Annotated in this window: 24 protein-coding genes; 14 read left to right on the top strand and 10 right to left on the bottom strand. The window is 39.8% G+C overall.

All coding sequences use genetic code 11. From position 1 onward, the window contains the following. Positions 1 to 4: 4 nt before the first annotated feature. The 4 genes from ACN0T8_RS01605 to ACN0T8_RS01620 are packed head-to-tail and all read right to left on the bottom strand — an operon-like array spanning position 5 to position 2,761. Entirely contained in the window at positions 5 to 889 is an 885-nt protein-coding gene (locus ACN0T8_RS01605) for a heme/hemin ABC transporter substrate-binding protein (protein ID WP_417878929.1), read from the bottom strand. Then, a complete protein-coding gene (locus ACN0T8_RS01610; RefSeq protein WP_417878930.1) occupies positions 879 to 1,304 on the bottom strand; it encodes an ExbD/TolR family protein in 426 nt (141 codons plus the stop codon). The genes ACN0T8_RS01605 and ACN0T8_RS01610 overlap by 11 nt, the downstream gene beginning before the upstream one ends. Then, a complete protein-coding gene (locus ACN0T8_RS01615; RefSeq protein WP_417878931.1) occupies positions 1,301 to 1,999 on the bottom strand; it encodes a MotA/TolQ/ExbB proton channel family protein in 699 nt (232 codons plus the stop codon). The genes ACN0T8_RS01610 and ACN0T8_RS01615 overlap by 4 nt, the downstream gene beginning before the upstream one ends. Before the next feature lie 3 nt (positions 2,000 to 2,002). After that, on the bottom strand, positions 2,003 to 2,761 hold the full coding sequence (locus ACN0T8_RS01620) for an energy transducer TonB (RefSeq protein WP_417878932.1): 759 nt from the start codon (positions 2,759 to 2,761) through the stop codon (positions 2,003 to 2,005). Between the two features lie 144 nt (positions 2,762 to 2,905). Between ACN0T8_RS01620 and hutX the strand changes: the two genes are divergently transcribed. Together hutX and hutZ are read left to right on the top strand one after the other, a co-directional pair. Then, positions 2,906 to 3,415: a heme utilization cystosolic carrier protein HutX gene (gene hutX / locus ACN0T8_RS01625; protein ID WP_417878933.1), complete on the top strand. Its 510-nt coding sequence runs from the start codon at positions 2,906 to 2,908 to the stop codon at positions 3,413 to 3,415. Positions 3,416 to 3,424: 9 nt separating this feature from the next. After that, positions 3,425 to 3,973: a heme utilization protein HutZ gene (gene hutZ / locus ACN0T8_RS01630; protein WP_417878934.1), complete on the top strand. Its 549-nt coding sequence runs from the start codon at positions 3,425 to 3,427 to the stop codon at positions 3,971 to 3,973. 273 nt (positions 3,974 to 4,246) lie between these two features. On the opposite strand, the gene ACN0T8_RS01635 is transcribed toward hutZ, so the two are convergent. After that, positions 4,247 to 5,038, bottom strand: coding sequence for a M48 family metallopeptidase (locus tag ACN0T8_RS01635; RefSeq protein ID WP_417879477.1), 792 nt, complete (start codon positions 5,036 to 5,038; stop codon positions 4,247 to 4,249). 195 nt (positions 5,039 to 5,233) lie between these two features. Between ACN0T8_RS01635 and ACN0T8_RS01640 the strand changes: the two genes are divergently transcribed. The 5 genes from ACN0T8_RS01640 (at position 5,234) to ACN0T8_RS01660 (ending at position 8,614) form a co-directional block, all read left to right on the top strand. Further along, the gene (locus ACN0T8_RS01640) at positions 5,234 to 5,659 is read left to right on the top strand and encodes a hotdog fold thioesterase (RefSeq protein ID WP_417878935.1); all 426 of its coding nucleotides are present in this window, start codon (positions 5,234 to 5,236) and stop codon (positions 5,657 to 5,659) included. A gap of 9 nt (positions 5,660 to 5,668) precedes the next feature. After that, positions 5,669 to 5,902, top strand: a complete 234-nt coding sequence (locus ACN0T8_RS01645) for a DUF3389 family protein (protein ID WP_417878936.1) — start codon at positions 5,669 to 5,671, stop codon at positions 5,900 to 5,902. Between the two features lie 133 nt (positions 5,903 to 6,035). Next, positions 6,036 to 7,733 carry an SgrR family transcriptional regulator gene (locus ACN0T8_RS01650; RefSeq protein ID WP_417878937.1) on the top strand — a complete coding sequence of 566 codons (1,698 nt, stop codon included), beginning with the start codon at positions 6,036 to 6,038 and terminating at the stop codon, positions 7,731 to 7,733. 52 nt (positions 7,734 to 7,785) lie between these two features. Then, positions 7,786 to 8,115: a divalent-cation tolerance protein CutA gene (gene cutA, locus ACN0T8_RS01655; RefSeq protein ID WP_417878938.1), complete on the top strand. Its 330-nt coding sequence runs from the start codon at positions 7,786 to 7,788 to the stop codon at positions 8,113 to 8,115. A gap of 25 nt (positions 8,116 to 8,140) precedes the next feature. Then, the gene (locus tag ACN0T8_RS01660; RefSeq protein WP_027695917.1) at positions 8,141 to 8,614 is read left to right on the top strand and encodes an NYN domain-containing protein; all 474 of its coding nucleotides are present in this window, start codon (positions 8,141 to 8,143) and stop codon (positions 8,612 to 8,614) included. A 284-nt stretch (positions 8,615 to 8,898) separates the two neighbouring features. On the opposite strand, the gene ACN0T8_RS01665 is transcribed toward ACN0T8_RS01660, so the two are convergent. Next, positions 8,899 to 9,054, bottom strand: coding sequence for a DUF2986 domain-containing protein (locus tag ACN0T8_RS01665; RefSeq protein ID WP_417878939.1), 156 nt, complete (start codon positions 9,052 to 9,054; stop codon positions 8,899 to 8,901). Between the two features lie 186 nt (positions 9,055 to 9,240). Here ACN0T8_RS01665 and queD point away from each other — a divergent pair, with 186 nt between their 5' ends. Next, on the top strand, positions 9,241 to 9,606 hold the full coding sequence (gene queD, locus ACN0T8_RS01670) for a 6-carboxytetrahydropterin synthase QueD (RefSeq protein WP_417878940.1): 366 nt from the start codon (positions 9,241 to 9,243) through the stop codon (positions 9,604 to 9,606). Positions 9,607 to 9,617: 11 nt separating this feature from the next. Further along, positions 9,618 to 10,286 (top strand): 7-carboxy-7-deazaguanine synthase QueE, encoded by a 669-nt coding sequence (gene queE / locus ACN0T8_RS01675; protein WP_417878941.1) that lies wholly within the window; start codon positions 9,618 to 9,620, stop codon positions 10,284 to 10,286. 128 nt (positions 10,287 to 10,414) lie between these two features. Here the strand turns inward: queE and ACN0T8_RS01680 are convergent, their stop codons facing one another. Further along, on the bottom strand, positions 10,415 to 11,575 hold the full coding sequence (locus ACN0T8_RS01680) for an MFS transporter (protein WP_417878942.1): 1,161 nt from the start codon (positions 11,573 to 11,575) through the stop codon (positions 10,415 to 10,417). Positions 11,576 to 11,774: 199 nt separating this feature from the next. Continuing rightward, entirely contained in the window at positions 11,775 to 12,209 is a 435-nt protein-coding gene (gene trxC / locus ACN0T8_RS01685) for a thioredoxin TrxC (RefSeq protein ID WP_417878943.1), read from the bottom strand. A 217-nt stretch (positions 12,210 to 12,426) separates the two neighbouring features. Here trxC and ACN0T8_RS01690 point away from each other — a divergent pair, with 217 nt between their 5' ends. Continuing rightward, entirely contained in the window at positions 12,427 to 13,521 is a 1,095-nt protein-coding gene (locus ACN0T8_RS01690) for a ketoacyl-ACP synthase III (RefSeq protein WP_417878944.1), read from the top strand. Positions 13,522 to 13,582: 61 nt separating this feature from the next. Here ACN0T8_RS01690 and ACN0T8_RS01695 read toward each other — a convergent pair whose 3' ends face one another. Then, positions 13,583 to 15,283 (bottom strand): FAD-dependent oxidoreductase, encoded by a 1,701-nt coding sequence (locus ACN0T8_RS01695; RefSeq protein WP_417878945.1) that lies wholly within the window; start codon positions 15,281 to 15,283, stop codon positions 13,583 to 13,585. An 85-nt stretch (positions 15,284 to 15,368) separates the two neighbouring features. On the opposite strand from ACN0T8_RS01695, the gene ACN0T8_RS01700 reads away from it, so the two are divergent. From ACN0T8_RS01700 to ACN0T8_RS01710, 3 genes are all read left to right on the top strand, one after another. Next, positions 15,369 to 15,791, top strand: coding sequence for a YeeE/YedE family protein (locus ACN0T8_RS01700; RefSeq protein WP_417878946.1), 423 nt, complete (start codon positions 15,369 to 15,371; stop codon positions 15,789 to 15,791). Positions 15,792 to 15,801: 10 nt separating this feature from the next. Then, complete coding sequence (locus tag ACN0T8_RS01705; protein WP_417878947.1) at positions 15,802 to 16,224, top strand: DUF6691 family protein; 423 nt, start codon at positions 15,802 to 15,804, stop codon at positions 16,222 to 16,224. An 87-nt stretch (positions 16,225 to 16,311) separates the two neighbouring features. Next, positions 16,312 to 16,560 (top strand): DUF2789 family protein, encoded by a 249-nt coding sequence (locus ACN0T8_RS01710; protein ID WP_417878948.1) that lies wholly within the window; start codon positions 16,312 to 16,314, stop codon positions 16,558 to 16,560. Positions 16,561 to 16,571: 11 nt separating this feature from the next. Here ACN0T8_RS01710 and ACN0T8_RS01715 read toward each other — a convergent pair whose 3' ends face one another. Next, the gene (locus tag ACN0T8_RS01715; RefSeq protein WP_417878949.1) at positions 16,572 to 17,327 is read right to left on the bottom strand and encodes a 5-oxoprolinase subunit PxpA; all 756 of its coding nucleotides are present in this window, start codon (positions 17,325 to 17,327) and stop codon (positions 16,572 to 16,574) included. Positions 17,328 to 17,455: 128 nt separating this feature from the next. Between ACN0T8_RS01715 and galE the strand changes: the two genes are divergently transcribed. Next, the gene (gene galE / locus ACN0T8_RS01720) at positions 17,456 to 18,472 is read left to right on the top strand and encodes a UDP-glucose 4-epimerase GalE (RefSeq protein WP_417878950.1); all 1,017 of its coding nucleotides are present in this window, start codon (positions 17,456 to 17,458) and stop codon (positions 18,470 to 18,472) included. The last annotated feature ends 320 nt before the right edge of the window (positions 18,473 to 18,792 follow it).

The raw sequence follows: 18,792 nt of genomic DNA on the forward strand, positions 1-18,792 counted from the left end.
TAACTTATTCGCTTGGGTAAATTAAAGGCTGAATACGCTCAGCTTCAGATAATGTTTTTAAGCCCACACCGCCAACTAATGCCTTACCATCAATTGAAATGATGTTATGAGCTTTTCCTGCTGGGGTTGCCGCTAACATAGGCATTTTTTTTAAAATCGCTTCCGCGCCCCCTAAGTCATCTAAGCTACGACCACTAATTAAAATAACATCAGGTTGCATCTCAATCATCGATTCAAGTGAAATCGGCTTGTATGAATCGAGAGATGCTGCGGCAGGGTTGATAGCACCAATCATTTCAATTAAAGCATTTGGTGTTGTATGGTTGCCGGCTACATTTGCAGGTCGCCCATCATGGATAAGTAAGAACATCACTTTCTTTTTATTTTGTGGTTGATGAGACTGTAAAGTGACAACTTGTTTATCCACATTTTGCTTAATACTGGCGGCTTGTTGCTGCTTTCCGGTAATGTGCGCAATTTGATCAATACGCTTATCTAATCCTTCAATTGTCGTTTCGTTATTGACAACCTCTACCGAAATACCAGCTTGTTTTAGTGTATTGAGAGTCGAATCTGGGCCCATTTCATCCGAACCTATTAATAGGCTTGGTTGTAGCGCCATCAAACCTTCAGTAGAGAGTTGACGGTGGTAACCCACTACCGGTAATGATTTTCCACTAGGCTGATCACTGGTCACATCAATCGCTATTAATTGCTCTTCCGCACCCAATGCTTCAATAATTTCAGTTACGGCAGAACCTGCACTAATAATACGTTCAGTTTTGCTATCAGTATTAGAATCCACAGTATTAGAAGCTAAAGCATTAGCAGAAAAGCTTGCAATAACTGACAATAAAACCGTTAACGACTTCTTATTGTTATTTAACATTGGTTGGTTCCTCCATGAGAATTTGAGTGGCTGAGATGTTTTGCTGTTGAAGGAAGCCAAATAACTTCACTATATGTTGTATTTCAGCGTGCTTATCCGCGGCAATAATCACTTCTTTTTTAGGATCTTGCGTAACGGTAGTCGTTAAAGACTTTTGAAATTCTTCCCAATTAGGAGAAGCTTTCCCATCAATCGCCCAGTAGGGTGGCTGGTTTAATATATTGATTGTGATGGATTGTTTCTCGACAACTTTCGTTTCACCTGATTCCGTTGATGGGAGTTGCACTTCTAATGAACTCAACTTAACGGAAGCGGTTAGCATTAAAAAAACCATCACAATAAAAATAATATCGAGAAGCGGGGTTAAATCTGGGGTAATAGGAGATGAGTAAATAGCTGTATTTGAACGAATCATTTTTCAACCTGCGTTTCTGTTGAGGTTAAATGACTAGACGTTATTGATGGTGCTTTTACAGAGGGCAACATATCGACACCTTCAATCCATAAATTGACTTGATTCATCGCATGTTCAAGTTTGCTAATAAGCTGCTCTGACCATAAAGTGAAAAGCTGCGCGCTAACAATTGCCGGTAGAGCGATAATTAAACCTGCCGCTGTAGTGCGCATCGCAATACCTAAACCATCAGCAAGATCGTTTGGCGTAATATTGCCAGAACTCGCCGCCACACCTTTAAACATATCAATGAGTCCCAAAACGGTGCCTAACAGGCCGATTAATGGGCTGATAACACCGATAAGAGAGAGGATCTTTAAACCGCTTTGTAACTGATGACGCTTTTCTTGTAGCCAAATCCCTGCGACATCTTCACGCAATGACTTAGATAAAGAAGATTGACGAAGAAGTAATGAAACGCCTTGATAAATCACAGCATGACGTTGAACAAAAATATCTGCTAAATGTTGAACCTTTGCCGTTTCTGATGACTTAATTGCAGATAATGAATTTGATATTTGAGCTCGTCCAACCGAGTGATTAAAGACCACATGAATTAAACGCTCGACAATAATAATCAAGGTAAGCAAAGAACAAATCATAAGCGGCCAAGCCATTAAGCCAAGCAACTGTTCTATTTGAGAAATAAATATCATTGATTAATCCAACTTGAAACGAATAGGAACCTGTACTCGATGTGCGATCGAAGTACCATTGATTTTACGTGGTGAAAACTTCCACTTTTTTATTGCCTCTAGAGCAGCTTGATCAAGCATCGATGCACCAGAGGAAGACAATAAGTTTTGCTTAATTTGTTGACCATTTTCATCGAGCCAAATTTCATACATAGCCGTGCCTTCAATGCCTCGGCGCTGAGCTAACCTAGGGTAACGAGGCTTTGTTGGCGGAGCTAAAAAGCTTGGTTGTTCAATGAGAATTGGCTTTTCACTTACGCCTTGCTTTGCCGAGCTTGCAGGGGAGGCTTGAGCGGAAAGTTCTTTTTCGATAACGGGTTCAACTTGAGCCTTTGGCTGAGGCTTATCTATTGATGGATCTTTTACAACGGAGCGTTTTGATACCAGATTTTTCTCTATTTCTTTTTTAGCAACTGTTTGTTTTTCGATAGCGTTTTTCTTTTTAACAGGCTTTTTATTTACTACAGGCTGCACCGCTTTAGAGGGAGGTGGTATAGGCTCAGTTTTTTCAGAAGATGACTTTAAGTTCGTCGATTCAGTTGGCTTTATCTCAGATTTGTTTGATGTAGAAGGTGATGGGACCTTAACAAACTGAAGTGAAATTGTGCTCGCTTGAGTACCAACAGGCATGGCAAAAGCTTTTTGCTCATCAAATTGACTGACTAATGCAGCATGAGCGCCAAAAGAAATAATTGCAGCACAAGTATAACGACGAACGTTCACATCAAATCCTTTAGAACATAAACTTAACTTTCAACGATTATTGATCACAATCTAAATAATATCAATTATCAATTGCATTCTCATTAATGTAAAATTATGATTCTGCTCACCTGCTTAATATGAAGACAAAAAGAGTAATTACCAATGGATAGGGATGTACTAAAACAAAGAGTTAGAGAACTTCTAGACAAAGATGACAGCACTTTACCTGCTACCTTAGCTCAACACTTAGGGGTGAGTGAAGGCGAAATAGTCTGTGCATTTCCAAAAGACATGGCCGTTATCGTACCCGGTGAACATGCTCAAACAATGCTAGAAACTATAGTTGGTTGGGGGCCAGTGACAACTATAATCCATTCCTTTGGTTCTATCTTTGAAGTGAAAGCACCATTCCCCAAAGGTAAAAACGCTCATGGTTACTATAATTTAATGGGAAAACCTGGTGAGTTACAGGGTCACTTAAGATTAAACCTTATCGAGAAAGTTGCTCTTGTCTCAAAACCTTTCAGAGGAAAGGAGAGCTATTACTTCGGTTTTTTTGACTCATTAGGAAATAGCATTTTTAAAATTTATTTAGGTCGAGATCAGAAACGCGTTTTATTTGCAGATCAAGTAGAGAAATTTAAACAAATTCAAATTGAATTGAGCCAATAAGGGGACATTATGGAAAGTCAAACCATTCAAGCGAAAGTAATAAAGCAAGAAAGATTACAAAATAGATTAGGTCCAGAAATTCAAGAGTTTCGCTCAGAGAGAAAAACCATCCAGTTAGCAACGGTTGATGAAACAGGTAAACCTAACGTGAGTTATGCACCTTTTGTGGTAAATGGCGATGGATACTTTGTACTTATTTCTGAAATTGCTCGTCATGCTAGAAACCTTACCGCAAACCCTCAAGTGTCTTTAATGTTGATTGAAGACGAAGATAGATCTAAGCAATTATTTGCTCGTAAGAGACTAACATTTGATGCGGTTGCAAGTATTGTTGAGCGAGACTCAAAACAATGGCAACAAGTGACAGAAGAATTAGAACAACGATTTGGTGAAATAGTGAAAGGCTTAAGCCAATTAGAAGATTTTAAACTTTTTTGTTTAAAACCTATACAAGGCCTGTTTGTTAAAGGGTTTGGTCAGGCCTTCCAAGTTTCAGGTGACGATCTTATTGGTGTCGTACATTTAGAACAAGGCCATAAAAAGGTCAGTAACCAATAATAAATAATAATTGTGTACTAGCAACGATATATTTGAGATTAATAGAAAAAGGGGTAAGTCCAACGACTTACCCCTTTTGGTGTTTGCAAGCAAAGGTAACACCCGTTTCCCATCAAGTGGGATTTATACCAGCACTAGTGCCGACATTATTGTCCTTTCATTATAACCACAAACATTTTATCCGCGCTTGTAATAATTGAGTTATTAGACTTCATTCTAAATCTGCGTAAGAAGCGATGAAACAATGCTTTCTGTTATTAACTCTTCATACATCTATGCTTGGCAATTCGGGGCTGATGCGTTGTATCTAGGTAAAGCTTTAATCTCATCACCTAGATCTTGTATTCGAGTGTTATGAGAAGGGTGAGTTGACAACAATTCAGGAGGTTGATTTCCACCGGATGCCTTTGCCATATTCTTCCATAGTTGAATGCTTTGTTGCGGATCGAATCCAGCTTTGGCCATCAGATCAATACCCATAATATCGGCTTCCGTTTCTTGGCTTCGCCCATAAGGTAAATTAATGCCGTATTCCACGCCCAAGCCTAAAGCGCTCATCATCATTTCTTTGTATTCCGTACCGGCTAAGGCAAAATCGGTAATTTGCAATCCAGTGCTGGTTATTTGGCTACGTGACATACGTTCATTACCATGATTAGCAATTACATGCGCCACTTCATGCCCTAAGACTGTTGCCAGTTGATCTTGGTTAGTTGCTACATTAAGTAGACCAGTATAAACACCGATTTTGCCACCAGGCAGGGCGAATGCGTTAACTTGGTCAGAATCAAACACCACCACTTCCCATTGTTCAAAACTTGCTTGCTTAGGCACTTGCTTGGTAATTGCATTAGCCACACAAGTCACATAAGCATTGACCTTGGCATCCTTACTGACTTTCTCTTTTTGTTTCATTTGCTCAAAAGATTGTGCGCCTAATTGAGACATTTCACTATCTGAAAATAGAATCACCTGACTTCTACCTGTGGGAGAAGAAGTACAAGCAGACAAACCCATCATGATTAATCCACTTAACGTGACTTTCTTTAATCGTGGTGAAAGCATGTTCATAATAATTCCTGATCTAACAATATTGAGTTAACTTTAAAACACATTATCTATAACAGCAATTGCTCAAATGTACGATAAGGCTGACATCAAAATGAGAGTGGCGTCTTCATATTGAGAAGTGAGATCTTGCACTTAGTTATTGATAAGAATATTGTTACGAGCTCAGTGTTATTGAATATAGGGATCACCATGATTTGGAAAAAAGACGTCACTTTAGAACGTTTAAATGCAACGTCTCGCAATACCTTAATGGAGCATCTTAATATTGAGTATGTTGAGATCACAGATAATAGTATTTCAGCGACCATGCCGGTATCATGTATCACTCACCAACCAATGGGGTTATTGCACGGTGGCGCATCGGTTGTATTAGCTGAAACACTCGGCTCTCTGGCTGCCAATATGTGTGTGGATGATAATGCTTACTGCGTCGGTCTCGATATTAACGCCAACCATATTCGAGCAAAGCGTAACGGAGTAGTGACAGGAAAAACTTGGCCAATTCATATCGGAGTATCTACTCAGGTATGGCAAATTGAAATTGTTGATGAAGAACAGCGTCTACTATGTACGAGCCGAATTACAATGGCCGTTAAAACTCGAAAAAGTAGTTAAAAGCCGAAAATGATCATTGAATTCACACAAGGCAAAATCATTGCTAACCAACACGAAATTGTGGTGCGTTTAAGTCAAATGGCAAGTGTCACGATGCAATGTCAAACTGAAGCGCTGCAACTGATTGGTCGTGGTGCCAATGTGATTACTGCACATGATATGCAATGTCAGTGGTCGATTAAGTTAGATTCCGAACAACAATTACAGCAACTGGCTGATTTTCTTTGTTTACCAATCCAATAGCGATTAGTAATAAAAGAGGAACTTTCCGTTTTACATTTCATACCTAAAAATGGCTTTACCACAAGATTTATCCCTTTAAAGCTGATAAAGTGGGAAATGATTTCTTATTGCTAAACAATAGAGTTTCCCCTTTATGAGCAGCCCACGATTAAGAACACAATTTGAACGTTTATTTGAACACTTCCAAGGTGAAGATTGCGCGATTCAATTAGAAGAGTTAACCGATATATTGTGTTGTACTCGCCGAAATACTCGTATTGTCCTTAACAAATTAGCAGAAGAAGGCTGGATCGAATGGGTGCCAGCAGCAGGGCGTGGTAAATTATCACGGCTGATTTTTAAACGTAATAAAATTGATGTAAGTGAGAATCTTGCCAAACGTTATTTAGAAGAAGGCAAAATAGAGCATGCTCTTTCTGTCTTAGATAATGACCCAGCACGGCTTACTCAAGTATTCCAAGGCTACCTAGGCTTTAGTCATTTAGAAGGGCAGCAAGTCATCCGTTTACCTTATTATCGTCAACTCGCCACACTCAATCCATTAAAGCCAACTCGCCGTTCTGAACAACACATCATCCGACAAATTTTTAGTGGCTTAACTCAGTTAGATGAAAAAGAGCAAGTTCGACCAGATCTTGCTCACCACTGGGAAATGTTATCACCAACGCATTGGCGTTTTTACTTACGTTCAGGCGTACGTTTTCATAATGGCGACCGTTTGAACATGACGGACGTGATTGAAAGCATCAATCGATTAAAAACATTAACTCTATTTGAACATATTGAGTCGGTTGCTTCGCCTTCTAATAATACACTCGATATTCACTTAACCGATGCCGATTATTACTTACCTTTATTACTGACAGAAACTCCGGCAAAAATATTGCAGTCCCACATCAGTGATCTTGATAAATTTGATTTGATTCCTAACGGTACAGGGCCATATAAAGTCACCAGAAATGATTCGGCTCGTTTGGTGCTAGAAGCCTTTGAACATTACTTTGGTTATCGCCCGCTCATTGAACGAGTGGAAGTGTGGGTCATTGATGAAGCTCATTCATCCATGGTTTATCCTAGCTTAACTCATCCAAATAAGCCTAAAGAAGGGCAGTTCACCGATGTAGAACTCGATCCTGGTTGCACCTATTTACTACTTAACCGTCGTTCTGGTATTGCGACAAATGACGATTGGGCGCATTACTTAGCGCAAAGGTTAAATCCGTTTAGTTTATTGAGAGGGATCCCAGATCAAAAAGTTATTGAATTAGGCTTGCTACACGCTCATGGCTTAAAGCCTGGTTGGCATCATAGTGGCATTTTACAATCAAACTTAATGCCACCAGCAATAGAACATAATGAAAAAGCACAAATTACGGTTGCCTATCACAGTATGCACCCGTTGTTTCCTTATGTAATTCAATCCATGAAAAGTTTATTAAAAGAAGATGGCATTAGCTTAAAAACGGTTAAATATGATCTCACCGTTGAAAACCCTGATGAGGTGGATATTTGGCTCAAACCTATGGGGTTGGCTAACCATCGTAAGGATGCTTTAATCGGCTGGCTTCTTGGTTACAGTGATATCGATATCATGAGTAATCAGGACCACTTTTCTCATTGGAAGAAGATGGTTTCAGCTTGGCGTTCTCAACCCAATCAAACTTTCCCGGCAAAAGAGTTGGCTAAGCAACTAGTTCAAACTCAGCAACTCATACCTATGTTTCACTGTTGGTTAGGAGTAAGCCAAGATCAATGTGGTTCACTGCAAAATGCCACTTGTAATGCCTTGGGTTGGTTTGATTTTAGTCAGGTATGGGTAAAACCAGAGTAAAGCTCTACACTAAATAGACACTTTCGATAATGAACAAAGGGAGAATTGCATTATGGACACACACCTTGATGGCTATGCGATTGTTCTATCAACAACAAACGAAGAAGAAAGCCAACAAGCGATTATTAATGCGTTATTAACCCAAAAATTAGCCGCTTGTATCCAAGTCATGCCAATAACGAGCTACTACCATTGGCATGGAGAGGTGAATTATGATCAAGAATCACTATTGATCATTAAAATTCTGCATCGACACTACCAAGAAGTTGAGCAAGTTATTTTAGCTAACCATAACTATCAAGTACCACAAATCGTTATGCTGCCCATCGAAACGGGGTTCCACGAGTACCTACAATGGATCCAGTCTAGTAGTCACTCATAATGCCGTATTTTTTATTTGGAAATTTATGCAAACTGTATCCATATTAGTTGATGTACAAAACATTTATTACACCACTCGCGACAAATATCACCGCCATTTTGATTACAATGCATTCTGGGCAAAAGTGATGAAAGATCGCACTTTAGTCAATGCAAATGCTTATGCGATAGCGCGTAGCGACGATAAACAAAAGCAATTTCATAATATCTTGAGAGGGATTGGGTTTGACGTAAAACTCAAACCATTTATTCAACGACAAGATGGCTCTGCAAAAGGGGATTGGGATGTTGGAATTGCGCTTGATGCTATGGAATTAGCTGAAATTTCAGATGTCATTGTGATTGCATCAGGAGATGGTGACTTTGATTTATTAGCTAAGCGTATTCAAAGTCGTTACGGAAAAACAGTTGAAGTTTATGGGGTGCCGGGCTTAACGGCGAATTCTCTTATTGAAGCCGCCGATCGATACCAACCCATTGAAGACGAGTTATTGCTCTGATTCTACTTGTTCTGTTGTTTGCACATCATCGGTATACCCAAGTAACTTCAAGGTGCGAGTTTCAGCAAGAATAAAACAAGCTTTAGGCAAGGTAAATTGAATATGATCATAGTCACTCTATCTCTGTTCAATTTAACGCAGTATAAAGCTTGTTTTAACTTGCCCTTCGGGAGCTTCATCCAAACCTTTATTCTGTGTCAGATTGCTTTGAAAGGTACTTATTCCTTCACCAATCTTCCTTGCCTAAAGGCTTGGATGATAGCTCTGAATTCTGCACCTTGAAATCACTTGGGTATAGTGTCTTGAGTTTGAGCCTCTTCTTCCATACGAGCCCGCTCTGCTTTAGAAATATATTTCGGCTTATTGGTTTTATGCAGCTTGGAATTTTGCTGCTTTAATCGTTTTTTTAAAATCGAATTGATTTTTTTCTTACGGTTCATAACCCGTCTCTGCAATCTAGTGGTTGCGCATCATATCAAACGTCGATTTTAAAGCTAGCTTATATTTTTGGTTTAGTTTAGATAAGGGCTTAAGTTTATTTACCATTAGATAGTGTAATATTCGCTTTTCATTCGTGATCGAGTTCTATATATTCAAATCCCATTTAACTCAGACTCGGAATTATTATGACTTGCGAGATATACAAAGACTTCATTTTTGAAGCAGCGCACCATTTACCTAACGTACCAGAAGGGCATAAATGTGGACGTTTGCACGGTCATTCTTTCTTTGTTCGCTTATACATTCAAGGTGAAGTGGATCCGACCACTGGCTGGATTATCGACTTTGGTGATGTGAAGAAAATCTTCGCACCAATTTATGATCAACTTGACCACTATTATCTCAATGATATTCCTGGGTTAGAGAACCCAACTAGCGAAGTATTAGCGAAGTGGATCTGGGAAAAAGTAAAACCTCTGTTACCACAACTAAGCAAAATTGAAATCAAAGAAACCTGTACAGCAGGTTGTATATACCGTGGTCAAGAGTAAAGGCGAACTTTGTGTACAAGATCAACGAAATCTTTGAAACTATCCAAGGAGAAGGCTACTTTACCGGTGTGCCTTCTGTTTTTATTCGTCTTCAAGTTTGCCCGGTAGGGTGTTCATGGTGTGATACCAAACAAACCTGGACCGCTGAAGAAAGCGATAAAACCACACTCGGTAATATCATCATTAAACAAGGCGATAGCCCAAGCTGGAGCCCAGCCAGCGTTGATGACATTGTGTCGGTATATCAACAGCAAGGCTACACAGCAAAGCATATTGTGATCACCGGTGGTGAGCCTTGTATCTATGATTTACAACCATTAACGTCTGCTTTTGAAGCGTTAGGCTGCCAGTGTCAAATTGAGACCAGTGGAACATCGGAAGTGTTATGTTCTGGCGGCACCTGGGTGACAGTGTCACCAAAGATTGCCATGAAAAGTAAACTGGAAGTCCTCAATTCTGCACTACAACGCGCCAATGAAATTAAGCATCCCGTAGGAACACAAAAAGATATCGATCAACTTGATGCGCTACTCACTCGGGCAGAATGCGAATCTAAAGCCAACATAGCCCTGCAACCAATCAGTCAGAAACCTAGAGCGACTGAACTTTGTGTGGAAACTTGCATTAAGCGTAATTGGCGTTTATCAATCCAAACACATAAGTATTTGAACATAGCTTAAAGACCTCAACATAAAATAACTAGTTAGGCAGGCTGTAGAAATATTATCTGTGATATAAAAAAGCGCCTCACATCAATAAAGTGAAGTGAGGCGCTTTTTCTTAGCTCAATTTTTACTGATTTTTTCGATTATTTACCCGCGACCATACGTGATTTACGCTTGATGCTCATAGCAAACATATAAAGTGATGTTGCCAACAAGATCACGAATAAGAAGCCTGTCAAACCTTCAGGGTTATTCATCCAATATTGCGCGGCAATAGGGCCAACAACCGAGCCAATACTATAGGCAAGCAACATAATCTGCGTGGCAGAAACAATGTAATTTTCTTCTAATCCATCACAACCTAGGCTGATTGCCAAAGGGTAGATAGAGAAGGTTGCCATACCAAGTAACACCAGGCTAATGGCAAGTACAATTAGGCTAGAACTTAATGCCGTTAAACCAATTGCAAACACACCAAGTAGGCAAAATAATCCCATCAATAATTTCTTGCTCATAAATTGGCTGCCCCAAGATACAATGGGCTGTACCAACATTGCGCCCATGACAAGTAACGCCATCAAGCTACCAATTTTAGCGGTTGAAACATGACGATCGTGTAACTCTAAAGGCATAAGGCCATAAATAGAGCCAATTAACAGACCTGATACCATACAACCGATTAAGGCCGCTTTATTCATCTTAAATATTTGCTTTAAGCTCAGTACTGAATGGGTTTCCGTTTGCGGTTGCTGACAACGACCAAAACAAAGCAGTAGGGTAGCTGTAACAAGTAAAGACAGAATCACCACAAATGGCCACTCGCTTTCCATTGCAAAAATACTAATACCTAGTTGACCTAGTGTCGCACCACCATAAAGTGAAGCCATGTATAAACCTAGTCGCTTGGCTCGGCTTTTTTCATCACCAATTAGTAGCCAAGATTCAACAACCACAAATATGCCAGCCACTGCAATACCCGCAATGAAACGAGAAAATAGCCATGACTCAAATGTTGGAACAATCGGCATTACTACAATAGTGAGTGAAAATAGCACTAGGAAAAAGATAAAGGCATTCTTATGTCCTATTTTCGCCACAATAGGCTCAATGAACATCGCACCTAATAATAATCCAGCATAAAAGGCACTGGCTAACCAGCTTGCAGTGTCCGTGCTTAAACCATATTGACCTAACATCAATGGGATCAAACTCATTAAATAACCTGATGCAATCGCATATAAAGATAATGCAGCAACAGGAATAAAAAATGATGGTTTTGATGAAATCAAAGCTACGTTGTTCACCGCATACTCCGCAAGTGTAATGTAAATAAGAAGATAATATCGAGGCGAATATGAGGCTTACATCACAACATGTAAAATGAGATTTTTTTGATTTAACGATAAAAGAAATTGATTGAAGGAGAGTTACTATATTTTCAATAGGAAACTGCCTAATAATAAGCATATTAGGCAATCTTTATTGTATATTATTAGAGGTTAACTATTTGGTGATTGCTTGGTTTAACCATTGTATAAACTGGCCTTTTGGCAAGGCGCCATTAATAGAATCGACCATTTTACCTGACTTAAAGACCATAATGGTTGGAATACTACGAATTTGATATTTAGTGGCAATATTTTGCTGTGATTCAGTATCAACTTTCAAAAATCTTGCTTGACCAGTCATGTCTGCAGCTGTGTCTTCAAAGATAGGAGCAAAGCCAACACATGGATTACACCAAGGTGCCCAAAAATCAATAATAACCGGCAGCTCACTCGTTAATAATGCATTTAAGTTTTCAGTTGTAGCTGTTATTGGCTTACCATCAAAAAGAGGTGATTGACAGCGCCCACAGTTCGCTTTATCAGACACTCTTGATTCGGGGACTTTGTTCTTACTTTGGCAATATGGGCAAGCGGTTATAAATGATGTCATGAGGACCTCTTTAAGAATATTCTCTATTTTTTATAAAACGGTGACTCTGGAAATACTTAACGTATAAGTTTTCAAGCAACTATCGTATAATGTTTATACCCAAATAACGCCAAGATGTGAATTTCAGCAAGAATAAAACAAGCTTTCGGCAAGGCAAATTGAAGTCACTTGGGTATATAAGTTTAAAATAAAACAATAACATTAATAAGGTATTTTTATGGCTAACGTTTACGCAGAAATTACAGGGTGGGGGAAGTGTCTACCACCTGCGGTTTTGACTAATGACGATTTAAGTACATTTTTAGAAACCTCTGATGAATGGATCCGCTCTCGCACGGGAATTGAAAGTCGCCGTATTAGCCATGTAGAGACATCTGATCTTGCAACAGTAGCCGCCCAAAATGCCATGCATGCTGCCGGAATTACCGTTGATGAGGTTGATTGTATTATTGTCGCAACATGCTCACCAGACACCTTGATTCCAAATACTGCGTCGAAAGTGCAAAGTAACCTTGGTATCCAAGCCGCTGCCGCTTTTGATTTAAACGCTGCTTGTACTGGTTTCCTTTATGGTTTAGAAACCGCAACTAGACTAATCCAAGCGGGTAATTATCGTAATGCTATTGTTATTGGTGCAGAACATTTGTCGTTTTATCTAAACTGGACTCAACGTGATACCGCAGTATTATTTGGTGATGGTGCAGGAGCTGTTGTACTCTCTCGACGTGAACAGGATAACCCTGTTGGACTTCAACAGGCTTCACTCGGTTGTGATGCGGAAGGGCGTGATATTCTTGCGATTCCTAAATTTGGTACCGCTATGAACCGTTTTGATCGAGATAGTGGTCACTGGGATTTTAACTTTATTGGTAAAGATATCTTTAAACGTGCAGTAAAAGGCATGAGTGCAGCAACGCAAAATGTACTTGAACGTTCTGGTTTAACCAAAGAAGACGTTGATTGTGTGGTACCTCATCAGGCCAATATTCGCATCATCCAAACTTTGTGTGATTTTGCCGGTATTTCTCAAGATAAAGCCTTCGTAAATATTCAAAAATACGGTAACACTTCTGCTGCAACGGTTCCTATTGCTCTATGCGAAGCCGTTGAACAAGGTTTTGTTAAACCGAATATGAATATCCTTGTTGCCGCATTTGGTGCAGGCCTAACATGGGGGGCTGGCATGATTAAATGGGGCGATAGAGTTACACCAATTGAAGCACAAACAGCAGAGCTAGAGCCCTGCGATAAAACAGCGCTACAATTGTTGGAAGAAGCCATCGAGCATTGTAAGTCTTATAATAAGCAATAAAAATAACGAATAAAAGAACGGCCACTTTACAAACGAAAGTGGCCGTTTTTATATATTTAAATTAACACTTGGCATGAATATAAGTTCTATAACCACCAATTAAGTTTCTGGCTTTGTAACCATTATTCACTAATTGACGATAAGCAACATGACCGCGTAACCCAACTTGACAGTAGATAATGATCTCTTTGTCTTTTGGTAATTCGCTCATGCGAGGACGGAGTTCATCGACAGGAATATTGATAGCACCTTCTAACGTTCCGAAGTTTTCGATTTCCATCGGAGTACGAACATCCAATATGAGCTGTTCATTTGTTAAAGTATTAAGCTCATCAAAGTGAATTCCTCTTGAGTCACCATTTTCAATGTTGTTAGCAACGAAAGCGGCTTGATTAATGACGTCTTTTGCACTGCCAAATGGAGGTGCATACGTCAGTTCCAAATGTTGCAATTGCTCGATAGTCATACCAGCTCGTTGAGCAACAGCCATAATATCAATACGCTTATCTACTCCATCTTTACCTACAGCTTGTGCACCAAGAATTTTCTTGGTTTCTGGGCAGTATAGCATCTTAAATGAGACAAGTTCTGCACCAGGGTAGTAACTTGCATGGCTTGCAGTGTGAACATAAACTTTCTTGAATGGAATGCCTTCACGCTTAAGTGATTTTTCATTTTTACCTGTAGAAGCTATCGCTAGATCGAAAATCTTACAGATTGCTGTACCTTGAGTTCCTTGATAGGTTTCGCCTCGACCAAATATGTTATCGGCGGCCATGCGACCTTGACGATTTGCAGGACCTGCGAGCGGTACAATCGTTGGTTTGCCAGTAATAAAGTCGGCTTCTTCTACAGCATCGCCAACAGCGTAAATAGATGGATCACTACTTTGCATCGCTGAGGTAGTCCAGATACCACCAAGTTCACCAATTTTTAGGCCAGCTTCTTTTGCCAATTTAATTTCAGGACGGACACCGATAGCCATAACCAGAATTTCTGTTTGTATCGTTTCTCCGCTGCTAAGGCTAAGGTTGAGGTGGCCTTGAATATGAGGATGCTGATCTGTTTCACCACTTTCGATGTTAGCGACGTGGGATTCCTTAACATATTCCACCGCTTCTAAGGCCACACCTAAACGTAGATCAACACCTTTCTCTTTGATTTCTGCGTGAGCAAAACCTGCCATTTCACTGTCTACAGGTGTCATAACTTGGTCAGCTAGTTCCACAAGAGTCGTTTTAATGCCAAGTTGATGGAACGCTTCCATCATTTCTAATCCGATAAAACCACCACCAACCACCGTGGCATGTTCTGGGCGGTTCATGCGTATAGTATTAAGAATTTTATCCATATCTGGAATATTACGCAGAGAATGCGTAATAGGATTATTTATACCAGGAATAGGAGGAACAATTGGGCCTGCACCTGGGCTTAATACTAAGAAATCGTAGCTTTCAGTATATTCAGTGCCGTCTAGTACATTCTTAACAGTAACGGATTTGTTTGCTTTATCAATGCTAACAACTTCGCTCATTGTACGAACATCAACATTGAATCTCGCCAGAAAGCTCTCGGGGGTCTGAAGCAGTAAGTTAGCTCTTTCCGTGATGTCGCCACCGATGTGATACGGTAAACCACAATTTGCAAATGAAACAAATTCCCCACGTTCAAACATAATAATTTCTGCATCTTCACTTAGACGCCTTGCTCTTGCTGCAGCTGAAGCGCCACCGGCAACACCACCTATAATTAAAATTTTCATATCAACCTCAAATATTATTTAGCTATTGCTAATAAATTATAGGCTAATATAATTAGTGTCAAATATTAATCATCAAGAGGTAATTATGACCATTCCTTGGAGTGCATTATTCGGCGGGATGTTGCTTGGAATTTCTGCAACTATTCTTATGTTATTTAAAGGGAAAGTAGCTGGTATCAGTGGAATTGTTAGTGGCGTAATGACGCCATCATCGGTAGATAAAGGTTGGCGAATTCAATTTATCATTGGCTTGATTGCTGGCGGTTTATTGACAAACTGGCTTATCCAACCTGATCTTGCCGGTATCCCCACGCAATACTCTAGTTCTATCGTGACAATGTTACTGGCTGGTTTATTGGTTGGCCTTGGAACCAAGTTAGGTAATGGTTGCACTAGCGGTCATGGCATTTGTGGAATGGGGCGCTTTTCTATCCGCTCTATGATTGCTACGCTGACTTTTATGCTAGTGGCGGCAATCACGGTCTACATTCGATTACATATCTTATAAGTGAGCGACTATGAAACGTTATTCTTCTATTTCATTTATTTCTGGATTGTTTTTTGGTGCTGGCATGGTGATTTCCGATATGGTCAACCCTGTGAAAGTTATCGCCTTTCTTGATGTAGCAGGCGCATGGAAAGTCGATCTGGCTTTTGTGATGGGAGGAGCATTACTGGTGTTTGCTCCAATGTACCATTTTGTTATTAAGCCAAGACAAAAGCCGCTGGATCAAACCGAGTTTTGTATAACCAAAAGTAAAGTTGTGGATCGTAAACTGCTCCTTGGTGCAAGTTTATTTGGATTAGGTTGGGGAATTGCCGGAATCTGCCCAGGTCCCGCCTTAGCGTCATTATCAACGCTTAACTTAAGCTTGATGAGCTTTGTTGCAGCTATGGTTGTTGGAATGGGGCTAGCTAATAAACTTCAAAGCAAATTTTAATTAACCTCAACAGTGGATACCTAGGATTGTTTTTGACAGATGTTCTATGCTTTTAACAATCAGGTTATAAAAAAGAGAGGTGGTAATATGGAAATGCATCGTCACTCGCTAGAAACGCTATTTGAGCAACTTGGTTTGGCAAGTTCAAATAAAGATATTGAAACCTTTATTGCTCAACATGCCGATCAATTGGACCATTCACAACCGTTACATCGCGCATCATTTTGGAGTGCTTCGCAGTCAACCTTTATTAAGGAAGCCAAGAAAGAAGATGCTGATTGGGTAGAGGTGGTTGATCAGCTCGATACACTTTTTCGAGCTCAATCAACTCATTAATTTAACCATTCTTAAACGATAGGTTGAGTGAGTGCGGTATAGATTCGCTTAACCACCGCGATAGATTCCTCATTATCACCGTGCACACAAAGGGTATCTGCTTGTAATTCGAGCGTATGCCCTTTAATAGTTGTAACTGTTCCAAAATTTGCCAACTGCATCGCTTGGTAAAAAATATCTTCCGCATTTTGATGTACGGCATTGGGGTTATTTCGGGGAACTAACGAACCGTCACTTTTATAAGCACGGTCGGCGAAAGCTTCAAAAAGCAGCGGAACATTATACTCATCTGCAATATCTAGGTAGGCGGTATTATCTTTTTGGGCTAACACCATCAAGGGCAGTCCTGTTGGCATAACAGCTTGCACAATCGCTTCAAAAACCTCAAGATCCGCCATCATATCGTTATATAAAGCGCCATGAGGTTTCACATAGTCAACTTGCGTATCATAAAGCGCGGCAAGGCTTTGAATCGCCCCCACTTGATAGCTAATGAGATGAGAAATTTGTTCTGGTGTATGCGCAATAGAACGTCGACCAAAACCTAATAAATCCTGATAAGAAGGGTGGGCGCCAATACTGACATTATGTTTAACGGCAAGTTGTATCGTTTTTGCTATGATATCTGGATCGGAAGCATGAAAACCACAAGCTATATTAGCCATATTAACATAAGGAATAATGGCTTCATCTTTTCCCATCGTCCAATGACCAAAGCTTTCGCCCATATCGCAATTGAGTTTTAATTTTGCCGATTCAAGTGTCATTTTCGCGCACCAATCATAGTCTATTATGTATATTTGAGATTTTAATATTGACACTCTAAGGGTATATCTACAAGACACAATGTTGTAAGGTTAGACCCAAGTAATAATTTGTTGATATAGAGGCTTTTATGTTTGTTTTAGTCACCGGTGGTATGGGTTATATAGGCAGTCACACTTGTATTCAAATGATTGAAGCAGGTATGACGCCAATCATTTTTGATAACTTATATAATAGTAAATCCACCGTACTTGATCGCATTGAAAAAGTATCCGGTGTTCGTCCCATTTTTGTTGAAGGTGACATCCGCGACAAGCAAGCAATAAGCCAAGTTTTAAAACAATACGATATTGAATCTGTCATTCATTTTGCTGGTTTAAAAGCCGTCGGTGAGTCAGTTGAAAAACCACTAGAGTATTACGATACCAATGTCCACGGTACTTTAGTTCTTGTTGATGCAATGCGTGAAGCTGGTGTTAAATCGTTAATTTTTAGCTCTTCAGCCACGGTATATGGCGATCCGGCTTCTGTGCCAATTTTAGAAGACTTTCCAACCAGCGCGACCAACCCTTATGGCCGCAGTAAATTAATTGTAGAAGAGTGCTTAACAGACTTCCAAAAAGCCAACCCAGATTGGAGCATTACGCTATTACGCTACTTCAATCCAGTCGGCTCTCATCCATCAGGTGAATTAGGGGAAGATCCTCAAGGCATTCCAAATAACTTGATGCCTTTTGTTTCTCAAGTTGCGGTAGGTCGTCGTGAATTCTTATCTGTGTTTGGGGGTGATTACCCAACACCTGACGGTACTGGTGTACGTGATTATATCCATGTGATGGACTTATCTGATGGCCACTTAGCTGCGCTTACACATGTAGGTAGTAAGCAAGGTCTTCATATTTATAACCTAGGGACTGGTAATGGCAATAGCGTACTAGAAATGGTTAACGCCTTCGAAAAAGCATCTGGCAAGAAAGTACCTTATAAAATTGTTGATCGCCGTCCTGGTGATATCGCTGAGTGCTGGGCCGATCCGGCGAAAGCAGAAGCAGACTTACAATGGAAGGCCACACGTTCATTAGAGCAAATGACAGAAGATACGTGGCGTTGGCAATCTAATAACCCACAAGGTTATCCTGAAGCATAAGAAATAAACGATTAAAAAGAGCAATGTTAAGTTGCTCTTTTTAAGTACAAAATAATGCCTTGATCGCAAAAACAAACTATTCACTACATTTTCATAACAAACATGGTTATAATTCCCCCAATTTTTACTTTAGGTCTACTTAAATCAGGGGAAAAACATGTCATTATCACTAGGTCTGATCATTGCTTTTATTGTTGCAAGTGCAGTAATGGTAAAGCATGAGATGTCTAAACAATCATAATCATTTACATAATCTTTAATACCACTTTTTAGTGTAAATTGATTTGGTTAACTCAATAAAAGTCAGCGATTGCTGGCTT

It is taken from the genome of Vibrio sp. (assembly GCF_048266485.1).
In the GTDB taxonomy this organism is placed as follows: Bacteria; Pseudomonadota; Gammaproteobacteria; order Enterobacterales; family Vibrionaceae; genus Vibrio.